The following is a 19,974-nucleotide window of genomic DNA, read 5'->3' as shown; positions in this document are numbered from 1 at the left end:
GCAAGATAAAAACTTAATACACGTCGATCGCACATCACTTACAGTCCATTAAAGCTCTTTTCGTTTCAAATGGTAGAGTGCAGATTGCCCATCTCCGCCAGTTTCAGCAACAGCACGGTTGGCACCATTGAATTCTGTAAGAAGTGGCAGTCCGCTGTACATTAGCTCGTCACCATACAGTTCCACGCTCTTCCGTTGAGACAATTCCTGTACCGTATACAAGGACTCTTCACTAATTCCAGCTACCTTGAGCGTTTGCATTTTCACTGATGTTGGTGATGCCAATGCTTTATAATAGCCAACTAGCGCTTCTGTTTTATCTTCATTGATGACCATCCAGGCGGTTGGTCCTTCTGTGAAAGGGCTTTGTAGTCGAACAAACTGGCCTGTTCGAATCAGATGTCGATACATTTTGTAGGTCTTGATGTCTATTTTAATCTGTTGTTTATCTTCTTCAGATAAACTAGTCGGATCAAGCTCATAGCCAAACAATCCGAAGTACGCGACATTGGTCCGTGTTCTCAATGACGTTTCACGAAGTGTCTGGTGATTTGGAATGTCCGATACATGTGCGCCCATTGTGCTTAATGGGTAAACAAATGACGTACCATATTGGATTTTCAAGCGCTCTACAGCATCTGTATCATCACTCGTCCATGCTTGAGGGGCATAATACAGCATGCCCGGATCAAAGCGTCCGCCACCAGCTGCACACGATTCAAACAACACCTGTGGGAACGCTGTGGTTAAACGTTCATACAGCTGATACATGCCGAGAATATAGCGGTGGAAAAACTCCCCTTGCTGGTCTGGACGCAAGGTGGCTGAATACGCCTCTGTGATATTGCGATTCATGTCCCATTTAATATAGGAAAGCTTCGTTTCTTTGATGACAGCACTCATCCGCTCAAAAATGTAGTCGACGACCTCTTGTTTTGTGAAGTCGAGGACGCGCTGGTTTCTACCTAAGGACATGTTTCTTCCAGGTGTCTGAATGACCCATTCGGGATGATTTTTATGCAGTTCACTCACAGGACTCACCATTTCGACTTCGAACCAAAGACCAAATTCAAGACCTGCTTCTCTTACGTTTGCTGCCAGTGCACCAAGCCCGTTCGGAAGCTTTGCCTCGTCTACGTACCAGTCGCCAAGAGAGGTCGTATCGTTGTTGCGTTTCCCAAACCACCCATCATCTAAGACGAATAATTCAACACCAAGGTCCTTCGCTTCATGCACGATGTTCATTAGCTTCTGCTCATCGAAATTAAAATAGGTCGCTTCCCAGTTGTTAATTAAGACGGGCCGATCTTTGTGCTTCCATTCCCCCCGCACAAGATGTGCCTGAAAAAGGCGATGGAAGGCTTGACTCATCCCGTTTAACCCATTTGGTGAATATGCCATAACGAGCTCTGGTGTTGTAAAGGTTTCTCCTGAAGACAATGTCCATGAAAAACCAAATGGATGAATACCAACAAGAACGCGGGCGACATCGTATTGGTCGACCTCTACTTGAGCGAGAAAATTGCTGCTGTAAACAAGGCTAAAGCCATAGACATCACCTGTATGTTCCGTCGCTTCAGGGCTTTTAAGAGCCAAGAACGGATTTTGCTGGTGTGAGCTTGACCCACGCAAGCTGGATACTGCTTGGATGCCGCTTTCAAGGGTTCGTGTCTTCACATGGCGTTCACGTGACCACGCTCCAGAAAGCTGAACCATGTCATAATCGCTGTGGGGCAGATCTACGCTTCCACTCATCACTCGATCAAGCGTGATTGAATTCGCCCCATTGTTTTTAATAACGGTGTGTCTTGTTAAAATAGGCAGGTCGCGAAAAAGCGTATAGGACAGAGTCAGTTCAACACCTAAATGAGAATCGAACAGATGGATCTCTAATGTTTCAGCATCGCTTCCTTCGTTCGTATACGTCGCCGGCATTTGTGGCAAAGCTTTCTTGCCTGCAAACATTTCGTGTGAGACGTACTCAAAGTTCGTGATATGACTGCCGTCAGACTGCAAAACATGCAATGCTGGCTCGCGAAAGTCCGTCGTTCCGTATACTGGATACTCCTGCCGGCTTGTTTCCATACTAAAGTCAGGGTCATCCACGTAAGGGTGTGACGTATTCGGCGTATGGAGATCGTAGCGCTGCAGATGAGAAAAATCACTTCTGTGCGTGAGCGCCTTGCCATAATAGAGATGACCAAGCTGGCCATTTTTCATGACATGAAAGATGTAGCTCAGTTGTCCGTTTGTCAAATGAAACTGCTGGTTTTCTTGTTCAACTAGAATTGCCACGTCTGCCGCACTCCTTACCCAAGATCTGCTTCGTTTTGGAAAACGATCCGTTCAGAATTTGTTCCTTCAAGCTCCAACACTTGAATGCGATTTGCCCCTTTTTTCAGGAGTGGGCCTGGGACGTACAACGTTTTTTGCGGTCCAATGCTCCAATAACGCCCTAGGTTAAAACCATTCACAAACACGTTCCCCTTCGTCCAACCCTCTAGTTGAACAAATGTATCCGCAGGCTCCTCAACGGTTAAAGTTCCTTCAAAGAAACGTGGGTAACGCGTATCAACTCCAGAAATAGAGACATCAACATCTTCAAGCTCAATGCTGTACATTTCCCAGTCAAACAAATACTTGTTATCAATCCACAGGTTTTGAATGATCCCTTTTCGATCCTTCAAATGCTTGCCGTAATTGACGCGCCCCATATTTTCAACGAAGATTTCGAGAACGTTTTGCTCTTCTGGAAAATCCAACGTAATCATTTTCTCTTCATCATTACGATACACCAGTTTTTTGAATTCACCATTCACGTAAAGGGACGCGCGATCACGGATTGGATCCGCATCAATCGTGTATGTTCCTTTGCCTGGCACTTGCACACGATAAAGAACATATCCGTAGGCTTGATCTAAATCCTCCATCGCCAATGGGGTTTTGTGAAGCGTCTTTTTCCCGATTGAGGATAACGTATCAAACAGACTAACGGAAGCTGTTAGATCCACCGCTGTGACAGGAAGTCGTTTAACTGCCGTAGGAGTACTTTCTGGAACTGTCGTATACTCCTGCAATACTTTTTGAACATGTCGGTATTTCTCAGTAATCTCGCCAGACTCTGTCAACAGCGCATCGTAGTCATAGCTTGTAATCGTCGGATCGTAAAATTCATAATGGTTTGCCCCATTATGGAAGTTGAAGTTTGTCCCACCGTGGAACATGTAAAAGTTTACTGAAGCCCCAGCCTCCAGCATAGTTCGTAGCACATCAACGGCTTCTTCAGGCGGCCGTGTATGATGCTCCTTTCCCCAGCTGTCAAACCAGCCAATCCAGTATTCCGCACACATGCGTGGGCTTCCAGGCTTTAATTCATCAAGTGCTTGGAACGCCTCCTCTGCACGTGAGCCAAAGTTTAGCGTCGTCAATACGTCCGGAAGAGAGCCTTCTCGGATCATGTCCGGACCGTCTGACGTAAAGAGAAGAACATCGATGCCCTTTTCTTCAAACATCTCCTTCGTAACTTGCAGGTACTCCCGGTCATTGCCATAAGCCCCATATTCATTTTCAATCTGCAAAGCCAGTACCGGCCCGCCGTTTGTTGAAAGATACGGCACAATCTTCGGTAACAACACATTATAGTAAGATTCCAGGTGTTCTAGAAAGCGTGGGTCTGCGCAACGAAGGTCTAACGTACGGTCCTTTAGCAGCCATGCTGGCAAACCTCCAAATTCCCACTCTGCACAAATATAAGGCGCCGGTCGTAGGAGAACGTGAAGTCCGAGCTTATCCGCCTCTTGAATAAAGGCTTCAAGGTCTGCTAAGCCTTCAAAATTGAACTGCCCTTTTTTTGGCTCATGCACATTCCATGGGATGTAGGTTTCAACCGTATTGAATCCACATTCTTTTAGTTTCTGAAGGCGATCTGCCCAATACTCTGGCACCACTCGGAAGTAATGAATGCTGCCAGATAGAATGCGAAAAGGTTGCCCATTCAATAAAAATTGATTGTTTTCTGTAGTTAACATCGTGGCACTCCTCTGTTACTTCACTGCACTGCCAAGCATGCCTGAAACGAAATGCTTTTGCAGGGCGAGGAAGAATATCATAATTGGAATGGTAGCAATCGAAATACCTACCATCATTTGTCCGTAATCTGTGAAAGATACGCCGCTCAACGTGGACAAAGCCACGGGGAACGTATACATCTCCGGCGTTCGAATTGCAACGAGCGGCCACATAAAGTTATTCCACTGGTACATAAACAAAAAGATTGATGTTGCAGCAAGCGCTGGCTTCATAGACGGCAGCACGATGCTCGTAAAGATTCTCCACTCCCCAGCACCATCCAAGCGTGCTGCTTCAAGCAGCTCTGTTGGGAAGGCCACAAAGTTTTGCCGCATGAGGAAAATCGCAAATGGATAACAAAGCTGTGGTGCAATTAAAGAAAAATAGCTGTTTAAAAGACCGTAGTCCGTCATCATCTGAAACAAAGGGATAATGGTCGCTTGGTACGGAATCATCATCGAAAGAATGAAGATCGTGAAAATGACGTTTCTCCCTCTGAACTCAAACTTGGCAAACGCGTAAGCTGCCATTGTGCTGACGGCAAGTGCCAAAACAACATAAAGACCCGACACATAAAGAGAATTAAACAACACTCGCCAAATGCCAACACTGGCATCAAGATTGGATAAGTTTGTCCAAAACTCTCCTCCTGGCAATAAGGTTGGAGGAAAAGCAAACATTTTATCTGAACTATTGGTAGACCCTATAAGCATCCAATAAAACGGAAAGATAGATACAACTAGAAACAAACTCAAAAACACATACATACCGACTTTTCCGATAAGCTGCTTCGTTTTCATGACTTATCACCTGTAAATTTGAATTGGATAAATGACAGAATCGCAACGAGCACAACAACAACGTAGGCAACAGCACTACCATAACTAAAATCAAAGTATTCAAAGCCGTTTTCATAAATGTAGAGGCCTAGTGTCATCGTGGAATCCGCCGGTCCGCCTTGCGTCAGGTTAAACGGCTCGTCAAAGAGCTGCAGCGTTCCAATCGTCGACAGAATCCCCGCAAAAAGAAGAATAGGCTTCAAGCTAGGAATCGTAATAGAGAAAAATTGTCTAATTTTCCCAGCTCCATCAATGGACGCCGCTTCATACATCTCTTCAGGCACATTTTGTAGCGCAGCCAAAAACAGGACCATGTTGTAGCCTGTCCAGCGCCAAATCATTGCTATGATAATAGAAACCTTTGCCCAGAACGGGTCAGATAGCCAAGGAATTGGGCCAATGCCAAAAACGCCGACAATTGTATTTAAAATGCCGTTGTCTTGAAGAATAATAGAAAATAAGAGCGAATAGGCAACGAGTGATGTAACGGCTGGCAAGAAAAACGACACTCGAAAAAAGCCTTTCAGCTTTAGAAGCTGACTGTTTAATAAACTTGCCAAGCACATAGCCAGGAACAGCATAATCGGCACTTGGAAAATGAAGATGATAAACGTGTTTTCTAAGGCCTGCCAAAAAATCGAATCATTTAACAAACGAACATAATTGTCCAAGCCAACAAACTCATACGTAGCTCCTACCTTTTTCTGAAAGCTTAAAAGCAAGGACGCCACAATGGGATAGGCTGTAAACACGGCAAACAATAGTACTGCCGGCGCTATTAAAAGGTATGGAAAGGGTTTTGACCGATTCATTTGCCACGCCACCTTCTTCCTATAAAATGAATTTGATGTAAGAAACAAAACTCTAGACGAAGATGTCTTTTCTTCATCTGAGGCCCGTCGACATCAAAAATGAGAATACTATAAACGATCTGCTTGCATACGAGTCATTTGGTAGCTTCTAATTTACACGAACGAACATTTACTCATTTTCCACGGGCAATTCGCGAGACTCCTTTTTTCTGAAGGAGTCTCGCGAATGTCCGTTTCTCATCACATTCGCATAAAAAGCGTTTAGCAACAGCCTGAGGAAGTAGCGTCCTCCTCAGGCTGTGCCCTATTTTATCGTTTTATTGAATTCGGTTTTTCAGACGATCCGCCGCTTCCTGGAGCGCTTGAACTGGATCTGTGCCGTTCACAGTCAACGATTGTGCTTTTGTGGCTTCATCACGAGCAAGCGCATAGTTGCCTGTGTAGTTTGCTGTTGGAATATCATCCATCATACCCGCAAACATTTCCCAAATCTTTTGATCACTGAAATATGCAACAGGTTCTTTAAAGATTGGCTCGTCATAAATGGTGTTCAATGACGGGAACAATCCGCCTTCCATCGCCGTTAACTGTACTTCCTCTGAAGTTGAGAAAAACTCCATGAATTCATAGGCAAGGTCTTGCTGGTCAGAAGCAGTTGGAATCATATAGTTGCTTCCACCAAGGTTAGCTGCTCGATTGCCGCCCTCTTCCATTGCAGGCAATGGGAAGACGCCCCATTGACCTTCCATGTCAGGTGCTTGTCCAGTAAGTGACCCTGTCAACCAAGCCCCTGTTGGTGCTGTAGCAATCGTTCCGTTAGCTAGGCCACCAATCCATGCATCCCAACCTACCAAGTTCTCATTCAAACCTTCATCGACCAACGTTTTAATGACGTTCATCGCTTTAACTGATTCGTCAGAAGTTAAAGCAACTTCACCAGCATCATTAAAGTAGAAGGTCCCTTGTTGATTCAGCATGAGACGGTAAACGCCATCATCATTGTTCACGTCAATTCCTGTCATAGCGACGCCAGTAGCTTCTTTGAGCTGTTTTCCAGCCTCAATAAAGTCATCCCACGTTTCAATGCTTTGTGCATCAATACCTGCTTCTTCAAACAAGTCTGTACGATAAAACACGCCTGCTGGACCTGCATCAAACGGGAAGCCATACAAGCCGCCATCTTTTGTCAGTAACTCTGTTTTGTACCCTGGGAATTTATCTGTATGCTCATCAAAGCCTTTTTCAGATACATTCACAAACGCTTCTGGGAACGCATTCAAGTAACCTTGTAAACGATCGTCCTCGACAAGCATAATGTCTGGAAGACCTTCTCCACCTGCTTGAAGCCCTGTTGTGATCTTTTGGTACACGTCAGGTGTTCCAGTTTCATTAATTTCTAGTGTAAATCCTGGATTTTCTTCAGCAAACAATTCTGCCGCTTTCTCAAGCACAGGCACGTTAATGTTCCAAGCCCATGCTTGCAACGTCATGTTTTGCTCGCCGCCTTCTCCTGAGCTATCTCCATTGCCTCCGTCGGAAGCGTTATCATTTCCACCACATGCAGCCAAAAGCAAAACCATTGCAGCCATAAGACCCATTAGCTTTTTCATATTTTTAAATCTCCCCTTTTCGTCTTCATAAAAAATGAAAACCTTTTCACCCATATAATACGTGTTAGTGTTCATTTAGTCAATAAAATTTAGTAAATAATTTACTAAATGTATTTCTATTTGTTAAAAAACCTAGGTTCATCAAGAGGTAATGTCATCAATCTAGGAAACCTCCTCGACTCAATGGAAAAACAAGTTAGATCGGGAAGCTCATTGCTGAGATTCGCATCTCTTTTTGCCCACAAGAAAAAACTCCCCTTTAAATTTCTGATCCATCACGGATCTGAGATTGAAAGGGGAGCACCTAGAGAGAGATCATCTCTGTTATCTTTTAACAAAACTTTCGCAGCGTAAAACACGCGATCAAACTCTACCATGATGAGGTCCTTTGAAATCGATGTTGCCCTTATACCCTTTAGGGTGAAGAGTAAATACGAGTGCTTCGTCAAAACACTTCGCTTTCCGCGGGCACGGCTTCAGCTTCCTCGGAATCTTGCTTTCCGAAGGGATCTTCAGCTCGCGCTGTTCCCGCAGGAGTCTACATATTTTGACTACGCTGATGTTTGTTTCTGCGTGAATTTTTTATTTTATTCAGGTCTCTTATCACGAGTTAGAAAGAGTGTTAAGGCATGTTGCTTACCAAACAAGACAAGTAAGTGCAAGTTGGGTCACCTAGTGCAGTATTGATGTAGCGGTGGCTTTATGTTTAGATAACTTGCGCAGAGCAAAAATCACCTTCAACAGAAAAAGAAACCCCAACAATAAATTGCAGGGTTTACCAAATTATATCTAAAGCGTGTCTGCCAAAAGCCAAAGTGCGAAGTTTAGTTTTAAGACGTACCTTACTGTTTAACGACCAAGCGCCATATGTTCGTATCGACCACGAATGATGCTATAGATGCCATACAATACGAGACCGAGTGCTACAAGAGCGAGCAACCATGTTCCGTAAGGCTGTTGGGCAAGCTCTGACAATGCGCCGCCTAAGCCCTTTGTTTCGTCGGGGTTTGCCGTAATGGCGGTTTGAATAAAAAAGTACCCGACCATGGCAAGCACGGTGCCTCTAGCCATTAAGCCCATTTTTCCTGCTTTTCGTGCAATCTTTGTTTCTTGTTGATTCATTTCACTCGTTTTAAACTTACTCATAAACGTTTTTTTATATCCCGAGATGAATTCGTAAAGGCCATACCCAATAATAACAACACCGACAATTCCGATAATCCATTGACCAAACGGCTGCGACAACAGTTTAGCTGAGAGCGTTTGTTGCCCTCCTCCATCTGATCCACCAGAACCTATCGCTAACTTAATCGCGTTAAAGGCAATGGCACCATAAATGATTCCACTTATAAAATAGCCGATGCGAATAATGATGCCCTTCGCATCAGAACCTCTGTTTTCCGGATCTTTGAAGCACTTCACGATTTCCCAAACAACGTATCCGATCAATCCGATCCCAATCACCCAAAGCAGGACTGAACCAAATGGCATGTTCGCAACTGATTGCAAAGCACCTGATTGACCCGTCGTCTGCCCACCACTGCCAAAAGCCGCCATGAGCGCCAATACACCAATTAAACCATAGACAACGCCTTGTGCCATGTATCCAAAACGACCAAACCGACGAATCCACGGCTTCGTTTCGTTTTTTGCTTTGTTGGCTTTCTGTCGTGCTTCGTTTACTGGCCTGGATGCTTGCATGTCAATCAACTCCTTTTTATGTTTGTTATCGTATGCACAGATACCTTATACGTACCCGTCACTGTGATTTAGAAACATTTAATAATTCCCAACAAATCCATTGTTTACGTTTACTGATGTCTAGGGAACAACCAAACAAAATGAATCAATCGGAGGGTTTGACTATGAAGCAGCATAAAAAGCCCGTCATTGCTCTCACTGGAGCAAGCGGGTATATTGGTTCTCACCTTATTGAACACTTATCACAGCAAGGACATGTCGTCGCTCTGTCTCGCCACGGGGACGATAAACAGGATACAGACCACATTTCATGGCGCTCATGTGATCTCTTCTCCTTGCAAGATGCAGAAAAAGGACTTAAAGGAGCTGATATTGCCATCTACCTCGTCCATTCCATGAAGCCTGGGGCGAAGCTGACGCAAGCCAGCTTTGAGGATATGGACTTAATTTTAGCCGACAATTTTGCCAAAGCGGCGAAGAGAAATGGCGTCAAGCAAATCGTTTATTTAAGTGGGCTAATGCCAGTGAATCAATCAGACCTTTCACGCCACCTCCGAAGCCGGCTAGAGGTTGAAAAAGTGCTTCAGTATTATGGGACGCCCGTCACTGTTCTACGAGCCGGGTTGATCATTGGACCAGAAGGCTCGTCTTTTCCGATTCTTGCGACCTTAGTGAAACGACTTCCAGCTATGCTGTTACCCACATGGACTAGAACAAACACACACCCCATCGCTCTTAATGATGTGCTCCATGCTTTTGTTTCGGTTGTCGATCAAGAACGATACTATGATCAAATCATCGATTTAGGCGGACCCGAAGTCATGTCATATCGTGAAATGATGTTCAGAACAGCCGCAATCATGAACAAAAAACGTCGTCTTATCAATGTCCCCGTTCTAACTGTCAAGCTCTCTAGACTGTGGGTCATGCTGACAACACAGTATCCAAAGGAAACGGTCTACCCTTTAATCGAAAGTTTACGTCATCCGATGGTGGCGGATGACAGTCGCATGGTTGCGGGGGTCAGCGATGGGCGTATTGGATTTGAAGAAGCGGTTCAACTTGCACTTGCTGAAGGCTCTACAACGTCCCGAAAGACCTTCTCGCAGATGCCATTGCGCCCGCTCGTGCGTTCCATCCAACGGGTGCCTCTTCCAGAAGGAGCGAGTGCCAAATGGGCCGCACAACATTACATTTCCTGGTTAGCAAAAGCTTGTTGGCCGTTGCTTCGCACTGAAACGAGAGCTTCAGAGACCTATGTGATTTCCTTACGATGGAGCTCATCGCCATTGCTCGTTTTATCGTTTGCTAAGGAACGCAGTACGACGACACGTGCCCTCTTCTATATTACAGGCGGATTGTTCGCTAACGTGAAAGAAAGCCAGCGAGGCCGAATTGAGTTCAGGCAAGTACCAGGCAAACAGGAGTGTTTAATAGCGATTCACGAATACATGCCTTCGCTTCCATGGGTGTTCTACAAAGCTACGCAAGCAAAGGCCCATTTATTGGTCATGACACTTTATAAATGGCACCTCATGAGGTTTTCTGCAATAAAAAATCAAGCCTTTCAGTCAGATGGTTATTTAGAAGCGTAAAAATTGGCGCAGACACACCCATTTTTTCCATTTCACTCTCTGGGACATAGGGCGCCTCTGTGATACTATAGCTTCTATAAAGGGCAAATGACCTACAAAGGCAGAGATACAACTTGTCGTTGGACCGGTCAAACACCAGCAGCTACCAGCAAACGACACTTGGATGGAATAGCCCCTAAAATCGTGTCTTACGTCAAAATAAATAGGTCTTTAGACATAGATATGAAGGACATGAAGGTTACATGTTGAAAGATATATAGACGTCTTTACAGATGACAAAACACGAGGGGGGTATCATCCGGTGGATCAGTTAAAAATAATTATTGCCGATGATCAAACATTGCTCCGAGATGGCTTAAAAACGATTCTAGATCTTGAGCAAGACATGAACGTTGTGGCTACTACTGTTAACGGGGAAGATGCGATTGAGGCCATAAAAAAAGAGAACCCTCATGTGGTTCTTCTTGACATTAAGATGCCTATAATGGATGGCATCGAATGTCTGAAACAGATTAAACAATTCGACCCTTCCATTATCGTGCTTATGTTAACGACTTTTATCGAAGAGCACTATATTGTTGAAAGCCTTACGCTCGGAGCAGATGGCTTCTTACTAAAAGACATGCCTGGGGACAAGCTTATCACTTCAATTAGAGATGCGGCGTCTGGTCAATTGATGATGCCCTCCATTATCGCGACTAAGCTGGCCGACATGGTCGTACAACTGTCAGCTACAAATACAACATTTGATAGTAAGCAATGGGCGATCAAAGATCGTGTGGGCCTCTCTGAGAGAGAAGGAGAAATTGTTCACTTACTTGTTAAGGGCTTTAACAATCGGCAAATTGCTAGTACACTTCACATGAGCGAAGGAACGATTAAAAATTACATTAGCATCATTTACAGTAAAATCGGCATAAACGACCGCGCCAAAGCCATTGTGTATTTTACCGAACGATGGAAAGATTCAGCACCAACTACATCTTCCCAATAGTCTTGCTCCTTAAATTGCGCGTGACCCGAGTGACTGAATGACGTTTTGAGAACCTCGAACAACGCTATGGCGATGCTTTGTATTGATGAGTTGCAACACTCGTACTGCTTTTTCGAATACATCACCTACGACAACTTCATCAAAGATGACCCTGTCCCAATCCCAAAAATGTGAGGACTGGAAGGCAATCGCCAGAGGAACGATCGGTTGCATTCCTCCTTGCTCGTTAAGAGCTGCACAAACTGTCATTTTTGTCATAATTTCCACGGGCGCGCTGTCATCTAGAGAATAGGTCGCTTGAAAGTATGGCAAAGCCACTTGAATGACGTTCGCACGCTCCCATTCATCCTCCGCAAGCACACTTCCTTGTTGATCGATAAAACGAGCTCTATCTAGTTGTTCAGGTGCGCCAATCGTCATGCTTTGAAACCGCCCTATAGTCCAACTGACATCATATTTCAATCCTGACATCTCGCCAACAACACGGCTATGAAACACTATATCTTGGTGTTCCTCTTGATACAAAAGAGTTTCTTCTGAATGCTCAGACCTGACAGATGTTTCTTCAGAAAATGATACTTCTCGTAACCCCACAGACTCCACTCCAATCCCAAGGATACAACTCTCTGTTATCCAATTGATGCTTTTATCGTACCCGATAAAAAGTCATATGATTAGTGAATGGAGTCACTTCTTTTAGTCATATTCTCTTAGACAATCTCGATTTCGTTGATTCATAAGCACGGTTATAGCACAGGTACAGCAAACCAAAGGGTGGCTCCTTTGCCTTCGCTGCTCTTAAACTCAAGGCGCCCGTTTTGTTGCTCCACTCTTTCCTTTAAGGCGGTCAAGCCAAAACCGAAGCCTTGCGTTTCGCTCCCTTTGCCGTTATCACGAAGTTCAAACGCGAGCGAATCTTCCTGCATGTCAACATCAAACCAAAAGCGGGTTGCACCGCCATGCTGAATACCATTTGTTAATCCTTGCTGCAACGCATGATACACTGTTTTTTTCAATGGTGCGTCCAACTCTGGAATGGCTTTTTGCTTATAGGTGACGCTCACTTGAGCATTCAGTTCCGTGTCCATAATCAGCTTCTGAATCATTGGCCAAAGCTTTACGGCGTCGCCTTCTTTTTTCAGCATATGAACAGACTGGCGTATGTCCTGTAACCCTTGACGAACCAACCCCTGAGCGAGGCTAAGTTTTTGTTGTGCGAGCTCAGGGTCAAACGCAATCAAACGTTTACCTGCCTCCATTTGGATGACCGTGGTCGTCAATGCATGCCCCACGACATCATGGATATCGTGAGCAATGCGATTTCGTTCTTCAAGCTTCGCTACCTCAGCAAAGGCTTCAGCGGTTTGTTGAAGGGATTGCTTCAATTGATGGTTGGTCTCCTGGAGGTCAGCTGTCCGTTCATTCACCAAATGCTCTAGGCGCTGATTGTGCTGGTCAATGAATACCAAATCACGATACGACCGTATGGCAGAATACATCGTTGTGTAAAGTTTTTCTGCCGTAAGCTCCGTTTTTTCTTTATAATCATTGATATCATATCGATGGACAACTTCTCGCTCTGGCACTTCACCTGGCTGCCCTGTACGAAAAATTATGCGCACGAGATGATTGTTTAATTGCTCGCGTACATATTGCACCACTTCAATTCCTGCCGCCTCATGCTCCATGACGGCATCCAACAGCAATATCGCCGTTTCCGGGTGCGATGCCATTAAACGCTTGGCTTCTGCTCCAGAATACCCACTAATAAACTCAACTGGTCGTCCTTCAAAATAAAAATCATTCAACACCATTTTTGTGACACGGTGCACCTCGGGCTCGTCATCTATAATCATGAATTTCCAAGCCTTCTCACTGGTTTCTTCTGTCTCTTCCGGATCCTCCTCCCATAAATCATTTAATAGCATGTCGTCTGAATGCCTCGATGTATTCGACGCTTCTCTCTTCATGCCGTATCTCCTGTTGAGGCAACCACATCCTCTGGCTCAACATAATATTTCTCAAGCGTTTTGTCTGCACCTAGCCATTTTCCAAGTTTGGCGAGCGCACCGAAAAATAGCTTTTGCATACGTATCGGGATTACCGGGAGATACGTGCCACCCCACTGAAATAAAAATCCCCAAAGAAGAGGGTTGCGAGGGACAGGGATTTTTCCTGGCAACGTTCGCCGGTCCGCCTTCAGCCCATAACCACAGCGGATAAAGCGCTCAAAATCATCCGCAGGACGAATTTCCACTGTGAAATTAACAAATTCAGACGTGTGATTCCAAAACGTATGACGTTCCCCCGGCTGAACGACAAAGGTGTCCCCTGCTTTTAAAATGTGCACCTTTCCGTTCACTTTTAAAGACAGCTCGCCATCAATTCCTAAAAAGGACTCAGAAAAAGCTTCATGATAGTGCATTGGAATGCCATCATTTGGATCAAGATGCGTTGTGAACTGCACATAGGCTCCATTTGTCTCAGGCGTGGTTTTTAAAAATGTGACCGTTTCACCTGTTTCGGCGTTCCCAACTGTTCTTGGCAATGCGTGAAGCGTAACGTCCTTCGGATCAACTTTATTCATGTGATTCCCTCCTCATTATCGTATACATCCTAAACATGGCGTGCATTAGGTTATGGTTTACCCTAGACATCTAGCAAATCGAATTTTTAAAGCGTGCGTCTGACAGAATCAACGAATGGTATACACATATAAAGCCTACATAGGTCGCGACCTATGAACTACCCTCTGAGTTCATTTCATGCGGCAGATGAATAAGAAACTTCGTGCCCTGCCCAAGCAGACTTTCACAAGAAATGGTTCCTGAGAGTGTCTCCGTAACCATCTGATAGACGACGTGAAGCCCTAGGCCAGTACCACCTTGACCACGTTTCGTCGTAAAAAATGGATCGAAAATCTTTTGCAAAGAATCCTCTGAAATCCCTGCGCCATTGTCCTTAAAGACAATAAGCACATGAGAACGCTCCTGAAACAATTGAATCGTAATCTCTCCGCTAAGCTGCTCATGAAAAGCATGCTGTAAAGCGTTCATAACAAGATTTGTAATAACCTGAGAAAAGCTCCCCGGGTAGCTGTTGATTTCCATGTCGTCGGGCCCTTTAACAACCAGCTGGTGACTCGTTTTCTTTAGCTCTGGGGACAGACTTCGAATCACATCTTCTATATAGGCCTTGACCTTGAAGGAACGTTTTTCTTCACTTGAACGATCAACGGTAATCTTTTTAAAACTAGCAACCAAGTCTGCTGCTCGTTTGACGTTTGTTAAAATCATTGACGACGCATCGCGTGAAAGCTCTGCAAATGCATCAAGATCCTTTTTTTTCAATTGACCCTCTTCATACTTCCTTAGCCAACGTGTCGTTGAATCATACAAGTGAGAAGATGCTGTCAAGCTTACCCCAATCGGCGTATTTACCTCGTGAGCGATGCCAGCCATTAACCCGCCAAGAGACGCCATCTTTTCTTTCTGAAGCAATTCGCGTTGTGTTGTCTTTAAGGAGGTCAACGCTTCTTCAAGCTCTTTTGTACGCTCTTTCACTCTCACATTGAGCTGTCCATATAATCTGGCATTTTCTAAAGAGATCGCCGCTTGAGAAGCGATCATCGTAAGCAATGACTTTCGTTCTGGTGTAAAGGCATTTGGGATTAAGTTATTTTCCATATAAAGCACCGTATTGACCGAATGGCGTTGATAAATGGGTATACAAAGCAATGATCGTGGTTGCCGGCTACGGATGTACGGATCGTGAGCAAATTGTAAATTCTTCGTTGCATCATCAATGACGACCCATTCATTCGTTCTTACAGCGTACTCAATAATGGTTGAGCTCACAGCGTCCCTAAGGTTCGAAAAAGGCGCAGGACATTGAACTGGCCTTTCAACCGATGCGAGGGATTCAAACGCCTCTGCCCTCCATCCATCGGGATGCTTCATAAAGAGCCACGCTTTTTCAGCACCTGCGTTTTCCATTGCTACACTGAGTAGAACCTTGAGAAGCTGAGGGTGGTGCATTTCTTTTGAAATGACCTGCGCTGCCTTAATGGCCGTCGTCAAATCCAATGCCGCAGATCGTTCAGTGGCAGAGGTTTGTTTTGATACACTTCCTTTTATCGTGGGAAGTGCTGTCTCGTCCACTGTATCAACAAACCACTCAGGATACGTTCTCTCCATATCGGCAATTTTGCCATAGGCTCCCCACTGCTCGTAAGCTTTTATAGCCTCGTTAAAGAACCATCTAGCTTGCATATGAAGCTGATCCGCTACACAATGCAACGCCGCACATTCTCCTGCTTCAGCCACATGCTGAACAAAAGAATGTTCCTTTGCATGGCGTAGGGATGCATCGTAACAGCGAAGGGCCTCCTGTCCATCTCCATGAATGCGCGCAAGCTCTCCTTGGATGAGAAGCTCCCGATGGTGATAATTCTCAGGACATTCTTCAGCTCTTGACCTCAGATGCGCCAAATGGGACTGGATTTTCCGAATAAGCCGTTCACGCTCATCGGCCACCAATGGCTGAGACAGACAGTAACGACAAAGGGTCAACGCTCCATAGTACACATATTCCTCTTCAAGGATTTGTCCGACCACTGAACCCACCATCTCACCAGCAAGAGCTTCCTCCGTCACAGCTTCTTTAAGTTGACCAAAAAAGTACGCTGCGCGAAGCTTGTGGAAGTGAAAGAGAAATGTTTTCACTGGGTCTTCACCAAGTGTTGCTGCGTAAGTGTCCTGATCAAAATCGGCACTCGATAAGCTGCCCGGCTGATCCGTTTCACCCCTCATACTAAGAACCCACTGATGCATCAGCATAACGCGATCGAAGGAATCTAACGAATTGATTTGTCGTAACCAAGCCATGTAAGAATTCGCTTTATTTTTGACTTCTTCCAATGGGACGGCTGTGCTTACGGAAGTATCCACAAGAGCAACTGCACAGAACCCGGCATACACAAGATCTCCACTTTTCTTTCCATTTTCATACGCTTTCTCCAGACTCGCCATCGACGTCCTCACATGACGTTTGCGATGATTAATAAAGATGGCGAACGATCCGTAGGCTTTACAGATCGCTTGTGCATCATGAAGTTGGTCTGCGATTGCACAAGAAAGCTGGCCAAGACGAAAGCCCTCATCGACATTGCGCCATACACCTACGAGCATTATGCTGTATGCCGTGAAGCCAGCCCCTGAAAAGGCAGACAGCCCATGGGCAAGGGACAGTTTTATCGAGCGCAAAGAGGTGTAGGCAAACCAATTTAAATCAACATAATAAGAGGATGGTCCCGTATGGCTAATCAGTTTAAGAGCTTGCTGTACAGCGTCATTTGACATGACCGGAAGCTGTTGCAAGTCCTCCTCATTAACATTGGAAAGTAGCTCCTCAATAACCTTACGCTCTTGCACAATATCCTGATCGGTAATGCGGTCTGGAATAGAAACGTCCAACATCGCAAGTGCTCGATTGCTTATTTTCAGTACATCTGCATACTCTGTTAAATTCGTTTTGATGCTAATTTGAATCGTAAGTAAACGCACTTTATTCAGTGTCGACAACGGTTTGTTAATGGCCACATCTATCCAACGCTCCGCCTCTTCAAAGGCACCACACAAATAGCTTAACTCCGCACATGCCTCGTGCAAGGCAAAGCACAAATCAGGAGTGTTCACCCATGCTTCATCTGACAACGCCTCGGCACCGAGTGATGCATAGTGCAGTGCCATGTCAAAAGCTGCTGCGCGCTGGCTCAACACCGATGCCTCCAATAACAAGGATGCCATTGTCAGCTTTTCCTTAGCATCCTGAATGAGCTCTTTAGAGGCAATCAAATGCCCTACAATGGTGTACACATCCATTGCCCATAACGAGTTCTGTTCTTTTGCAGAAAGTCCATAGCTCGCAAGCGCATAATGCACCTTTTTTCGTTCAAACTCAGAAAGTGATTGATACGCCACCTGTTGGATACGGTCATGCAGAAACTCAAACTGTGTTTCCGTAGACTGCGAAAGATATCCTCGTTTCACGCCTTCCTGCAGTGCCCCAGTCACAAAAGCAGGAGATTTTTCCATAACCGTTGACAGTGTCCCCACACAAATCTGTCTGCCTACACTTGCCGCCCAAGCAAGGCACCTGCTTGTATCAGCTGAAAGAGAACGAAACTGATCCACTAAGAACTCAACCACATTGTCCGTATGAGGCGCATTGCGAATAGACGACTCCATCCAATCCCATGCTTGTGTAGTAGGGTCAAAATACAACCAGCGTTTTTCTAGCAGCACACCAATAAACTGGCGTACAAAAAATGGATTACCTTTCGTCTTTTGGTGAATTAAAGCAGCGACGGCTTCAATCTTCTCCGTTGATGAATGGAAGGCATCCATTAGCATCGTACGAATGGCTTGCATGGAGAGGTCATTCAAATGCAATTTAACAATATCGCGATCATTGATGAGCGCGGGCAGTAGCTCAACACCCTCCACATTTTCCTCGCGGTATGTGCCAACGCTCAGCAGATAGGGAATATAGAAATCTTCTTTGACGTAACGGAAAAATTGTAAGGTCGCGGTATCTGCCCACTGCAGATCATCAATAACGAGGACAACGGGGTGCTCTTTGAAGCAACATGAGCGTAAGACGTCCGCTAGTACATACTTAAAGCCAATATCCGAGTCCATCAGTGAAGGCTCGTCGGACGTGTCAACGGTTGGTAGCACCGCTTCGAGAACAGGTAAAATTTCCTTGAGACGTTTGCCATTGGTATCTGCGATATATCGTAGTCTCTCCGCCCATTCATCGACCTCTGCTTCAGACCTAGAGAGCATTTTCTTAATCAATTGCTCCATCGCTTGCAGCAGAGGCTGATACGGAAGACCACCATTGTACTGTTCGCATTTCCCAGAAACAAACGCGCCACCAAAAGGCACAAGCTGCGACACAAACGTTGTTTTTCCTGACCCAGAAACACCAGAGACGAGTATGGAAACAGCTTCGCCCATCCGCACATCATCATAAAGTGACAACAGACCGTTCGTTTGCTCCTCGACTCCATACATTTGTTCAGACCATTCAATGGTGATCGCGCGATCCATTTCACCTAGTGAAAAAGGAGAAATTTCCTGAGAAGATGCCCATTCCTCACTACAGTGAAGAAGATCAGAACCTAGGCTCATCATAGATTGATATCTCTCATACGGATTTTTTTCCAAACATTTCATAACGATCCGTGACACCATAATGGGGAGGTTTGCATTCAACGCATGTGGAGCATCCGGTTCCATAGCCAAATGCTCATGGATCATTTCAAGCGGATCACTCTTCGTAAACGGTCGCTTTCCCGTCAACCATTCATACATTGTCACGCCAAATGCGTACACATCACTCATTACATCCACATGGTGCGTCGTTCGGCCAGTCTGCTCAGGGGACAAATACGCGTAAGTGCCTGACAGCTGGCGGTCATCGTCCCTCGCATCCCTCACAGTAGAAGCCAAATTCAGATCAATGAGCTTAATCGTTTCAGTTGTTGGTTCGAGGAGCATATTTGACGGGTTCACGTCACGGTGAATAATGCCTTGATCATGCAATTCCTGCAAAGCCCCCGTCACCTGCGCAGTGAATTGAAAAAACGTTTCCAAAGCCATCGATTCGCCTCGATAGAGCCCATCCATAGACAAACCAAAACAATCCTCCAACACAATGGCCGGACGGCTTGAGATCGTTCTCAACCCATAAGAACGAATAATATGATTTGAAACCACCGATTGCAGGAAGGTATTTTCTCGTTCATAGACTGCCAGCGTTTCACTGTCATTAAACTCCTTTGCTGGCATCTTCAAAATCACTGAACGAGATTTCTCAACCTCCTGACACCGTAGCACAAGTGTATCTTCACTCTCGTGCACCTTTTCAATCAACTGAAACCTTGAATCAAGCATGGTCCGACCCTCATTTCTATATCTACCAGGCTGATGACAAACGCTCGCTTTCTTCGTTGTTTCGCCATGTCCGGTGCTCATTGCCCGTATGGCAACTCCGCGCCTCCCAAGCCTTCACGCCTCGAGAGACAAACGTTTTCATTCAGCCTGACTACGGCTTGATGACAAACACTCACTTTCTTCGTTGTTTCGCCATGTCCGGTGCTCATTGCCCGTACGTTTTCATACAACCTACTATATTCAAAAGTCCCCTTCATTTAGCTCTCTTTAAAAAAGTTTAAGAGATATATGTAGTGCCTTTACACTCACGCAAAACAACAACGCCTTCCGACTGCGATCTATCCCGCACGAAATGAACTTCCTCTCCAACTTTTTGCTCAATTCAAAGATCATT

At 45.2% G+C, this 19,974-nt stretch carries 12 protein-coding genes; 2 read left to right on the top strand and 10 right to left on the bottom strand.

What is annotated here, in order from left to right:
- Positions 1-48 precede the first annotated feature (48 nt).
- The 6 genes from EV213_RS08205 to EV213_RS08180 all read right to left on the bottom strand — a co-directional run bounded on the left by EV213_RS08205 (position 49) and on the right by EV213_RS08180 (position 9,030).
- The gene (locus EV213_RS08205) at positions 49-2,295 is read right to left on the bottom strand and encodes an alpha-galactosidase (RefSeq protein WP_243740035.1); all 2,247 of its coding nucleotides are present in this window, start codon (positions 2,293-2,295) and stop codon (positions 49-51) included.
- 14 nt (positions 2,296-2,309) lie between these two features.
- A complete protein-coding gene (locus tag EV213_RS08200) occupies positions 2,310-4,028 on the bottom strand; it encodes a glycoside hydrolase family 35 protein (RefSeq protein WP_133580027.1) in 1,719 nt (572 codons plus the stop codon).
- Positions 4,029-4,043: 15 nt separating this feature from the next.
- Complete coding sequence (locus EV213_RS08195) at positions 4,044-4,868, bottom strand: carbohydrate ABC transporter permease (protein WP_243740034.1); 825 nt, start codon at positions 4,866-4,868, stop codon at positions 4,044-4,046.
- Positions 4,865-5,719, bottom strand: a complete 855-nt coding sequence (locus EV213_RS08190) for a carbohydrate ABC transporter permease (protein ID WP_133580026.1) — start codon at positions 5,717-5,719, stop codon at positions 4,865-4,867. The genes EV213_RS08195 and EV213_RS08190 overlap by 4 nt, the downstream gene beginning before the upstream one ends.
- Before the next feature lie 317 nt (positions 5,720-6,036).
- Entirely contained in the window at positions 6,037-7,329 is a 1,293-nt protein-coding gene (locus tag EV213_RS08185) for an ABC transporter substrate-binding protein (protein ID WP_133580025.1), read from the bottom strand.
- A gap of 849 nt (positions 7,330-8,178) precedes the next feature.
- Positions 8,179-9,030 carry a DUF1206 domain-containing protein gene (locus EV213_RS08180; RefSeq protein ID WP_133580024.1) on the bottom strand — a complete coding sequence of 284 codons (852 nt, stop codon included), beginning with the start codon at positions 9,028-9,030 and terminating at the stop codon, positions 8,179-8,181.
- Between the two features lie 164 nt (positions 9,031-9,194).
- On the opposite strand from EV213_RS08180, the gene EV213_RS08175 reads away from it, so the two are divergent.
- Both EV213_RS08175 and EV213_RS08170 read left to right on the top strand, forming a co-directional pair.
- Positions 9,195-10,625, top strand: coding sequence for an NAD(P)H-binding protein (locus EV213_RS08175; protein WP_243740033.1), 1,431 nt, complete (start codon positions 9,195-9,197; stop codon positions 10,623-10,625).
- 301 nt (positions 10,626-10,926) lie between these two features.
- Positions 10,927-11,619 (top strand): response regulator transcription factor, encoded by a 693-nt coding sequence (locus EV213_RS08170; protein ID WP_133580022.1) that lies wholly within the window; start codon positions 10,927-10,929, stop codon positions 11,617-11,619.
- A gap of 9 nt (positions 11,620-11,628) precedes the next feature.
- Here the strand turns inward: EV213_RS08170 and EV213_RS08165 are convergent, their stop codons facing one another.
- The 4 genes from EV213_RS08165 to EV213_RS08150 form a co-directional block, all read right to left on the bottom strand.
- Entirely contained in the window at positions 11,629-12,213 is a 585-nt protein-coding gene (locus EV213_RS08165; RefSeq protein ID WP_133580021.1) for a hypothetical protein, read from the bottom strand.
- A 152-nt stretch (positions 12,214-12,365) separates the two neighbouring features.
- Positions 12,366-13,589 carry an ATP-binding response regulator gene (locus tag EV213_RS08160; protein ID WP_133580020.1) on the bottom strand — a complete coding sequence of 408 codons (1,224 nt, stop codon included), beginning with the start codon at positions 13,587-13,589 and terminating at the stop codon, positions 12,366-12,368.
- Positions 13,586-14,206 (bottom strand): cupin domain-containing protein, encoded by a 621-nt coding sequence (locus EV213_RS08155; protein WP_133580019.1) that lies wholly within the window; start codon positions 14,204-14,206, stop codon positions 13,586-13,588. Before EV213_RS08155 ends, EV213_RS08160 begins: the two co-directional genes overlap by 4 nt.
- A gap of 151 nt (positions 14,207-14,357) precedes the next feature.
- Positions 14,358-19,580: a trifunctional serine/threonine-protein kinase/ATP-binding protein/sensor histidine kinase gene (locus tag EV213_RS08150; RefSeq protein ID WP_166639216.1), complete on the bottom strand. Its 5,223-nt coding sequence runs from the start codon at positions 19,578-19,580 to the stop codon at positions 14,358-14,360.
- Positions 19,581-19,974 lie beyond the last annotated feature (394 nt).

It is taken from the genome of Aureibacillus halotolerans (assembly GCF_004363045.1).
Taxonomy (GTDB): Bacteria; Bacillota; Bacilli; order Bacillales; family DSM-28697; genus Aureibacillus; species Aureibacillus halotolerans.
The sequence above is the reverse complement of the archived record's forward strand: the minus strand, read 5'-3'. Positions and strand labels throughout refer to the sequence as shown.

Bases quoted from the DNA above. Each gene is read 5' to 3' on its own strand.
- EV213_RS08200 (WP_133580027.1), bottom strand. From the start codon at position 4,028: ATGTTAACTACAGAAAACAATCAATTTTTATTGAATGGGCAACCTTTT.
- EV213_RS08195 (WP_243740034.1), bottom strand. From the start codon at position 4,868: ATGAAAACGAAGCAGCTTATCGGAAAAGTCGGTATGTATGTGTTTTTG.
- EV213_RS08190 (WP_133580026.1), bottom strand. From the start codon at position 5,719: ATGAATCGGTCAAAACCCTTTCCATACCTTTTAATAGCGCCGGCAGTA.
- EV213_RS08185 (WP_133580025.1), bottom strand. From the start codon at position 7,329: ATGAAAAAGCTAATGGGTCTTATGGCTGCAATGGTTTTGCTTTTGGCT.
- EV213_RS08180 (WP_133580024.1), bottom strand. From the start codon at position 9,030: ATGCAAGCATCCAGGCCAGTAAACGAAGCACGACAGAAAGCCAACAAA.
- EV213_RS08175 (WP_243740033.1), top strand. From the start codon at position 9,195: ATGAAGCAGCATAAAAAGCCCGTCATTGCTCTCACTGGAGCAAGCGGG.
- EV213_RS08160 (WP_133580020.1), bottom strand. From the start codon at position 13,589: ATGAAGAGAGAAGCGTCGAATACATCGAGGCATTCAGACGACATGCTA.
- EV213_RS08155 (WP_133580019.1), bottom strand. From the start codon at position 14,206: ATGAATAAAGTTGATCCGAAGGACGTTACGCTTCACGCATTGCCAAGA.
- EV213_RS08150 (WP_166639216.1), bottom strand. From the start codon at position 19,580: ATGCTTGATTCAAGGTTTCAGTTGATTGAAAAGGTGCACGAGAGTGAA.